Annotated in this window: 7 protein-coding genes; 3 read left to right on the top strand and 4 right to left on the bottom strand. The window is 75.5% G+C overall.

The window, feature by feature from the left end:
* The first annotated feature begins 183 nt into the window (after window positions 1-183).
* Together AOK18_RS14380 and AOK18_RS14375 are read left to right on the top strand one after the other, a co-directional pair.
* The gene (locus AOK18_RS14380) at window positions 184-765 is read left to right on the top strand and encodes a sigma-70 family RNA polymerase sigma factor (RefSeq protein ID WP_055694612.1); all 582 of its coding nucleotides are present in this window, start codon (window positions 184-186) and stop codon (window positions 763-765) included.
* Window positions 762-2,057, top strand: a complete 1,296-nt coding sequence (locus tag AOK18_RS14375; RefSeq protein WP_055694611.1) for a maleylpyruvate isomerase N-terminal domain-containing protein — start codon at window positions 762-764, stop codon at window positions 2,055-2,057. Before AOK18_RS14380 ends, AOK18_RS14375 begins: the two co-directional genes overlap by 4 nt.
* Before the next feature lie 254 nt (window positions 2,058-2,311).
* Here AOK18_RS14375 and purU read toward each other — a convergent pair whose 3' ends face one another.
* The gene (gene purU / locus AOK18_RS14370; RefSeq protein WP_055574093.1) at window positions 2,312-3,193 is read right to left on the bottom strand and encodes a formyltetrahydrofolate deformylase; all 882 of its coding nucleotides are present in this window, start codon (window positions 3,191-3,193) and stop codon (window positions 2,312-2,314) included.
* 46 nt (window positions 3,194-3,239) lie between these two features.
* Window positions 3,240-3,740 (bottom strand): SCO4402 family protein, encoded by a 501-nt coding sequence (locus AOK18_RS14365; RefSeq protein ID WP_074994407.1) that lies wholly within the window; start codon window positions 3,738-3,740, stop codon window positions 3,240-3,242.
* Window positions 3,741-3,858: 118 nt separating this feature from the next.
* On the opposite strand from AOK18_RS14365, the gene AOK18_RS14360 reads away from it, so the two are divergent.
* Window positions 3,859-5,175 (top strand): ABC transporter substrate-binding protein, encoded by a 1,317-nt coding sequence (locus AOK18_RS14360; RefSeq protein WP_055574091.1) that lies wholly within the window; start codon window positions 3,859-3,861, stop codon window positions 5,173-5,175.
* Between the two features lie 51 nt (window positions 5,176-5,226).
* Here AOK18_RS14360 and AOK18_RS14355 read toward each other — a convergent pair whose 3' ends face one another.
* Complete coding sequence (locus AOK18_RS14355; RefSeq protein WP_206281545.1) at window positions 5,227-7,032, bottom strand: hypothetical protein; 1,806 nt, start codon at window positions 7,030-7,032, stop codon at window positions 5,227-5,229.
* Window positions 7,033-7,355: 323 nt separating this feature from the next.
* Window positions 7,356-8,587, bottom strand: a 1,232-nt coding sequence (locus tag AOK18_RS14350; RefSeq protein WP_055694610.1) for an NsdA family TPR-like regulatory protein, incomplete at its 5' end; no start/stop codon positions are given.

Genomic DNA, 8,587 nt, shown 5'->3' with positions numbered 1-8,587 from the left:
GGACGGCGTCCGACGTGCGCGGCGGCGGCCTCCTACCACCTGGGGTCCGACGGGGGGCGCACATTGCCGCAAAGGGGCGTGCGTGCGGGTACGTGCCGACTACATTCGTGAGACGGCGGGCACCCGCCGGACCGGGCGGGGCCGTTCCGGGACACCGAGAGGCACAGGGGGTGGAGGGGCCGCATGACGCAACGGGACGTACCGCCCCGCTGGGACCGCACGATGCAGCAGCGGCTGGCCCGCGGGGAGGCCGCCGCGCTCGGTGAGCTCTACGACCGGTTCGCCTCCCTCGTGCACGGCCTCGCCCACCGCGTCCTCGGCGACGAGGAGGCGGCGGACACCGTCACGCGCGACGTCTTCGCCCACGTCTGGGAGCACCCGGAGGCCTACGACCCCGGGCGGGAGCCGCTGCGCACGTGGATCGCCGTGCTGACCCGCGGGCTGGCCGTCGAGCGGCTGCGCACCGCCAAGACCGCCGCGCTCGCCCGCGGCGGCGCCGGCAGTGCGGAGGACCTGGAGCACCAGGTGCGCCGCGCCTCGGTGGCCGCCCGCGCGGACTACATCGTGCACGCCATGCCGGTGCCGCTGCGGAGCGCGCTGGAGCTGGCGTACTTCCAGCGCAGGGACTACCAGCAGACCGCGGCCGACCTCGGTGTCACCGAGGACGAGGCCCGCCGCCGCCTCCGGCTGGGCCTCCAGCTGCTGGCCACGGCGCACGACACCGAGGCCCCGGGCGCCCCGCCCGGGATCGGGGGCGTGGCGTGAGCGACGACCGTTTCGAGCCGTACGACGACCGTGCACGCGCCGGCCGTGACCGCGGGAAGCAGGGCAGGCGCGAAGGGGACGGGGAGCTTCACGGGGACGCGGACACGGAGCCGAACGAGGAGCCGAGCGGGGACGCGGGCGCGCTCGCGGATCCGGGAAACGGGGCGGACGGTACGCGCGGGCGGCCGGCGCTGGAGCACCGGGTGCTGGAGTCGCTGCTGGGCGCGTGGGCGCTGGCCGCCTGCACGCCGGAGGAGACGGCGGCCGTCGAGGAGCACCTCGGCGCGTGCGGGGCCTGCGCCGACGAGGCCCTGCGCCTGCGGGGCGCCGTCGGGCTGCTGCAGCGGCCCGAGAGCCTCGACCTGGATCCGGGGCTGCGCACCCGCGTCCTGGAGACCTGCCTCCGGCGGCGCCCGCCGCGCATCCCCGTGCCGGACTGGGCCTGCGCCTACGACGCGGAGACGGCGCGGCTGGACGCGCTGCTCCAGGACTTCGGCGACACCGAGTGGCACGCGCCCGTACGGCTGCGCTGGTACGAGGCCGACGAGGCGGCCACCCGCCGGACCACCGTCGCCGGGGTCATCGCGCACCTGCTGGCGGTCGACGGGCTGGTCGCGGTCGCCCTCGGCCTGCCCGACCCGCTCGGCGGCCTCGCGCCCGGGCGGGCCACCCCGTCGGCCCGCACCGAGGCCTTCTGGCGCACAGTCCCCCGGCCGCCGACCCGCTCCGTGCGGGCGCCCTGGCGCGCGCAGACCCACGACCTGGTCCGGACGGTGTCCTTCACCGGCGGCACGGGGCGGCTGCCGGTCTCGTACGGCGGCTACGAGCTGCCGCTGCACGACGCGATGCTGGACCGCGCCTTCGAGTGCTGGGTCCACGGGGAGGACATCGCCGAGGCGGTGGACTACCCGTACGAGCCGCCGACCGGACGGCACCTGCACGGCATGGTCGACCTGGCCGCGCGGATGCTGCCGGCCGTCCTCGAAGCGCGCCGGCAGGCCGGGCACGAGGTCTCCACCGAACGGCGGCTGGTCGCGGCCGGCGCGCCGGGACGGAGCCTCCGGCTGGAGATCGAGGGGTCCGGCGGCGGGGAGTGGATGATCCCGCTGGACTCCCCGGCCGCCCGGGGGTCCGAGGAGCACGAGGTGGCCCACATAGCCCTCGACGGCTCGGAGTTCTGCCGCCTGGCCGCGGGCCACGTGTCCCCGCAGGAGGCGGCCGCCGGGCAGCTCGGGGACAAGGCCGCCATCCGGGACGTCCTGCTGGCGGCGGCCTCCATGAGCCGGATCTAGGACCTGGCCGGGTCCGGGACCCGCCCGGGACCAGAGCCCGGCCGGATCGGGACCCGCCCGGGATCGGGACCCGACGGGATCCGGGGCCCGCCCGGGAGCGGAACCCGGCCGGATCCGGCGTCCTCCCGGACGGCCCGGTGCCTGCCCACCGGACCGGACCGGGCGGGCACCGGCCGCCCGCTCCGGTCCCGCTCCCGCGCCGCCCGGGCCCCGGCAGGGCTCGGGCAGGGCCCCGGCAGGGTTCGGGCGGGGTCTCAGGCGAAGACCACCGTCCGCCGCCCGTTCAGCAGGATGCGGCGTTCCGCGTGCCACTTCACGGCGCGGGCCAGCGCCTGGCACTCCACGTCACGGCCGACGGCGACGAGCTGGTCGGGGGTGGCGTCGTGCCCCACCCGCTCGACCTCCTGCTCGATGATCGGGCCCTCGTCGAGGTCGGCGGTGACGTAGTGCGCGGTGGCGCCGATCAGCTTCACTCCCCGGGCGTGCGCCTGGTGGTACGGCTTCGCCCCCTTGAAGCTCGGCAGGAAGGAGTGGTGGATGTTGATGATCTGCCCGGAGAGCTGCTTGCACAGGTCGTCCGAGAGGACCTGCATGTAGCGGGCGAGCACGACGAGTTCGACGTCCTCCTCGCGCACGATCTCCAGCAGCCTCGCCTCGGCCTGCGCCTTGGTGTCCTTCGTCACCGGAATGTGGTGGAAGGGGATGTTGTACGACGCCACCAGCTCGGCGAAATCGGTGTGATTGGACACCACGCCGGCGATCTCCACCGGCAGCGCGCCGGTCCGGGCGCGGAACAGCAGGTCGTTCAGGCAGTGGCCGAACCTGCTGACCATCAGGACGATGCGCATCTTCTCGTCGCCCCGGCTTATCCGCCAGTCCATCTGGAAGGCGTCGCCGATCGCCGTGAAGCTCGCCCGCAGCTTCTCCACCGTCACGGGGGCGTCCGCGGAGAAGTGCACCCGCATGAAGAACAGCCCGGTGTCGTGGTCACCGAACTGCTGGCTGTCCTCGATGTTGCAACCGGTCATGAACAGGTAGCTCGACACGGCGTGCACGATGCCCTGCTTGTCGGGGCAGGACAGGGTCAGAACGTACTGGTCGGCCGGGGCCTCTGCTCGGATGGGCTGCTCACTCATGCGGAAAAGGGTCCCATACCCGGTTCCCGGCCGGGGGACCGTCCCGCTACGCGGACCGGGTCAGGATGTTCAGCACCTCGAGGGTCCGCGGCGGAGTGTCGGGGTCCTCCCCGTCACTGGCCGCCAGCCGCACGTGCGCGTCGCGCGCGGCGCGCACCGCGTCCGGCCAGCCCTCGTGCGCGAGGTAGGCGGTGACGGGCGCGTCCGGGCCCACCTGGTGCATGATCCGCAGCACGCGCAGCACCGCGGTGTCCACGAGCGCCGCCTCCTGCGAGTCGCGGAAGATCGTGCCCACGTACTTCTCGGCGGACCAGTTGTCCAGCCAGGTGTCCTCGACCAGCCGGTAGACCGCGTCGGTGACGTCGCCGTAGCCGTCCACACCGGCCAGCCAGACGCCGTGCTGGAACCCGGGGTCGGAAAGCATGTGCAGCGCGGAGCGCACATTGCTGCGCCAGCGCCACCATGGCATGTCGTTGAGGGGCATGCCGCCCATGGTGGAGGAGCGACGGCCGCGACGGGAAGAGTTCTCCGAACCTTGCACGGTCATCGATCGTACGTTTCCCGCCGTCACCGGTGGCACCGGACCCGGCAATTCACCTCCGCGTCACCGTCCGTCGACCGCGGGTCACCCCGTGCTTGGCCGTGTGGAGGAATCGTGCGGGGGCATGACCGGCAGTCCGCGCAACCGCAGCCGTCTCCGCAGCGGCTTCCTTCCCCGCCGCACCTCCCGGCCGTCCGGAGCCGGCGCCCTGGCCTCGGGTGCGCTGGCGGTGACGGTCCTGGCCACCGGGTGCGGAGTCGTCCCCGGTGCGGGGGGCGACGGCGACGAACCGATCACCGTCATGACCTGGGCTCCCGAGAAGACCAGCGCCACCAACAAGCCCGGCATGCCCGCCTTCGCCGAGGCCTACGCCCGCTGGGTGAACGCCGGGGGCGGCATCGGCGGCCGCAGGCTCGACGTGATCACCTGCAACGAGCGCAACGACGCCGTGGCCGCCTCGCGGTGCGCCCGGACCGCCGTCAAGGAGAACGTGGTCGCGGTCGTCGGCTCGTACAGCCAGCACGCCGACGCGTTCCTGCCGGCCCTCGAGGGCGCCGGCATCCCGTACATAGGCGGCTACGGCATCACCACCGACGAGTTCACCAGCCCGCTGTCCTACCCCGTCAACGGCGGCCAGCCGGCGCTGCTGGCGGGCCTCGGCCGCGTCCTCGCCGACGCCTGCGGGCCGGTCACCCTGATCCGCCCCGACACCATCGCGGGCGACCAGCTGCCCCCGCTGCTCGACTCGGGCCTGTCCGCGGGCGGCCACGGACCGGCCGCGGACCAGCGGGCGGCGGAGGAGGCCACCGAGTACGCCGGGCAGGCCGAGCGGGCCCTGGAGGCCAGCACCACCGACCCGGAGGCGGAAGGCTGCGTGGTACCCGCCCTCGGGGACCGCACCAGCACCTTCATGGACTCCTTCCGGCGCGCCCGCGCCGACCACCCGGACGTGCGGACCGCGACCGTGCTGGGCAGCGTCGACCAGACGACGCTCAACACGGCCGGCGGGGCGTCGAGCCCGTACGAGGGGTCGTACGTCACCGGCTGGTACCCGGCGTCGAGCGACGAGCTCTGGGACCCGATGAAGGACGTGATCAGGAGGGAGGCGTTCGGCGACAACCGGATCGACCCGGCCGACGCCGGGGTGCAGACGACCTGGATCGCCTACACGGTGTTCCGGCAGGTCGTCGAGTCGCTCGGCGGCGGCGAGGTGAGCGCCGACACGGTGACCAGGACGCTGAACAGCGGGCTGAAGGTCGGGACGGGCGGGCTCACCCCCACCCTGCGCTGGAAGTCCCGGGACAAGCTGGCCGCCGTCGGCTTCCCCCGGATGGTCAACGCCCACGTGACCATCCAGGAGGTCAGGGACGGCCGGCTGGTGTCCGGCCGCGACGGCTTCATCGACGTGACGGACACGCTGCACGACACCGACCTGGTCTGACGCCCCGGGGCGCGGCCCGCGCCCCGGCCGTCCGCGCCGGGCCCCGGCCGGTCACAGGTCGGTCGGCTGCCGTTCGGGCAGGCCGTGCTGCTTGGCGATCGCGTTCCACAGCTGGGCGGCCTTGGTCTTCTCGGCGGTCGCGGTGCCGCTGTCCCTGTTGGCCGCCTGGGTCTCCCCGGTCGTGCGGGCCTGGCCCTTGCGGCAGCCCTTCCTGCTCGCCGTCTGGTCGGCCCAGGCCGCGTAGTGGTTGTCGGCCGACGCCGACGCCTGCCACGCCTTGGTGAGCGCGTCGGTGAGCGCCGCGTGCTGGGGCAGCTTGTCCACCGACAGCTGGGAGAGGTCGGTGACCAGCTGGTTGCGCTGTCCGGCCGCCTCCCGCAGGTCCTCGGCCGCCTGCTGGAGGTCCTTGCAGGCCTTCACCTTCTCCACCGAGCTGATCACCGTGGACCGGCTGTCGCCGCTGTGCGCCAGCAGCTTGTCCAGTTCGACGGCCTGCTCCCGGACCGGGTCGACGGACGGCTCGGCGGACGGCTCGGCCGAGGGCGCCTCGCTCACGGCCCCGTCGGCGGAGACCGGCTGCTTCTTGCCGTCGTCGTCGCCGCCCCCGCCGCCGAGCAGCGCGCCCGCGCCGATGCCGAGGACCACGAGGCCGACGCCGACCGCGGCGATCAACGGCACCTTCGACCCCGTCCGGCCGCCCCGGCCGCCGGTGTCGCTCCCGCGGGCGGCACGCCGGCCGCCGCCGCCCTGCCCGGCCTGCGGGCGGGCGGGCTGCGGGTGCTCGATGCGGGGCATCTGCTGGGTGGACCCGGCCTGGCCCCCGTCGCCGCCCGAAGCGCGGAAGAGGTTGTCGAACTCGGCGGGCGGCTGCCGGTTCCCGTCCTCGGCGGGCCCCACGGAGGGGCCACCGGGCGCGGCCCCGTACGGCGCGCCCTGGGGCGGTCCCTGGGGCGGGCCGGTCACCGGGGCCATGAACTGGGTGGCCTCGGCGTCGGGGTTGCCCGCGGGCGCCGGCGGTCCGCCGGCCCGGCCCTGCGCGGACGGGCCCGGGTACGGGTTCGCCCCGGCGTGGTGTGCGGCGGGCATCTCGGGGGGCAGCGCTCCCGGGCCCACCGGGGGTATGAACTGCGTCGCGCCCTCGTCCGCGGGAGCGGCCGGGACCGGCGGGATGAACTGCGTCGCGCCCTCGTCCACGGGAGCGGCCGGGACCGGCGGCATGAACTGGGTGGCCCCCTCCGACCCGTCGGGCAGCGCGCCCGCGCCGCCGGGGCCGTACGCGCCGCCGGGGCCGCCGTACCCGAAGCCGTGCTGCGGCGGCATCTGGGCGCCCCCGCCCTGCTGCCCGTAGCCGTCCGGTGCTCCGGCCGCCGGCCCGTAGGCGTCCCCGCCGTGGTACCCGCCGTAGCCGGGTCCCTGACCGGTGGCCTGCGGCGGCATCTGCGCGGACGGGCCGCCGGCGTCCTGGCCGTACGGGGAGGGGGTGCCGTGGGTCTCGCCGTGGGCCGGGGGCCGCGCGTCCTCGGGCGGCAGCGGGCCCGGGCCCTGCTGTCCCGCGGCCGGTCCCCGGGCGCCCCAGGGGGCCGGTTCCTGACCGCCCCACTGCGGGCCGGGCGGGGACTGCCACTCCTGGCCGGACGGCGGGGCCGGCGCGTGCTGCTGCTGTCCGGCCCCCCACGGCGTGCCCCAGGTCCCCTCGCCGGACGGCGCCGGGCCGGGTTCCCGCCCGCCCGGTGCGACCGGGCCGGCCCCGGCCCCCGTGCTGCCCGGCAGCAAGGGCTCGCCGCCGTCGGAGGGCAGCACGATGCCTTCGCGCGCGGGGCGCGCCGAGGGCTCCTCGCCCTGTCCACTCTGCGTCACCGGGACTCCTACCAATGGGGGACCTTGTGGCTCGTCGGCTCACGCTACCGGGTCCCCGGAGCCCGGTGCCACGCAGCACAGGACCTGACCTCATGCCCTGTGAGCGCGGTAACAAAACCGGATCACCGCACGCTGTTCATGGCACCTCTTCCGCCCCGCTCCCCCGGCGACCCGGCACGGCCCGCGCGTTCACCCGGAACCGTCCGGTGCGTTCACCGCCCGCCGCCCGCCGCCGAGTTCGCGCGGCGGGCGGGATCCCGGCCGCACCGGACCCCGCCGTCCGGCCGTCGCGGCGGCGGGCCGGCGCCACCGCGACGCCGTGTTCACGCCGCCGCGGGCAGGGCCATGCGCGCGCCGAACTCCCGCACCACCGGCTCCTCCTGATACGGCTCCAGCCGCTGCTGGAAGTCCTCCAGGTACTCGGCGCCCCGGTGGGACCTGAGCCCGTCCAGCAGTTCCACCGCCTTCAGGCCCGTGCTGCAGGCCTGTTCGACCTCCCGCTGCTGCACCTGTGCCGTGGCGAGCAGCACGTAGCCGATCGCCCGGCGCCGCACCCGCGTCACGGGATGTCCGGCCAGCGCCTCGCGCGCGCACCGGGCGGCGGCCTCGGCCTGCCCCAGGTCCCGGTGGCAGTGCGCCAACTCGTCGGCCAGGTAGGCCCGGTCGAAATGGGTGATCCACGCGGGGTCGTCCCCCGCGGCCGGGTCGGCCGCCTCCATGGCGTCGATCGCGCGCCCGGCCGCCTCCTGCGCGGCCTGCGCGTCCCCCATCAGGGCGTGGCCGCGCGCCTCCGCCGCCCGGAACATCGCCTCCGCCCGGGGGGTCGCCCGCCCGCGCGCGCCCTCCTGCGCGGCCCGGGCCAACTGCGCGATCTCACGCGGGTTTCCGAGCTGTGCGGCCAGGTGGCTCATGGAGGCGGCGAGCACGTACCCGCCGTACCCGCGGTCGCCGGCCGCCTGGGACAGCCGCAGCGCCTGGATGTAGTAGCGCTGGGCGAGACCGGGCTGCCCGGTGTCGACGGCCATGTACCCGGCCAGTTCGGTCAGCCGGGCGACCGCCGCGAACAACTCCCGTCCCACGGCCTCCCGGTACGAGCCGGCCAGCAGCCCGGAGACGACGCTGTTGAGGTAGTGCACGACGACCGGGCGCACGTGCCCGCTGCCGTACTGGTGGTCCAGGTCCACCAGGGACCCCGTCATGGCCCGCACGGCCTCCACGTCGGACCGCCCGACCCGCGGCCCGGCCGAGCGCGCCACCTGCGGATCGGGGGCGGAGATCAGCCAGTCCCGGCTCGGCTCCACCAGCGCGGACGAGGCGACGGAGGAGCCGGACAGGAAGTCCCGCCGGCCCACGTCGCTGCGCCACAGCTCGCAGACCTGCTCCATGGCCCCCAGCACCGTCGGCGAGAACTGGAGACCGACGCCCGAGGCGAGGTTCTTGCCGTTGGCCATGCCGATCTCGTCGATCGTGACCGTACGGCCCAGCTTGCGGCCGAGCGCCTCCGCGATGATCGCCGGTGCCCGGCCCCGCGGCTGCTGTCCGCGCAGCCAGCGGG

Origin of the sequence: Streptomyces prasinopilosus (assembly GCF_001419695.1) — a bacterium.
GTDB lineage: Bacteria > Actinomycetota > Actinomycetes > Streptomycetales > Streptomycetaceae > Streptomyces > Streptomyces prasinopilosus.
The sequence above is the reverse complement of the archived record's forward strand: the minus strand, read 5'-3'. Positions and strand labels throughout refer to the sequence as shown.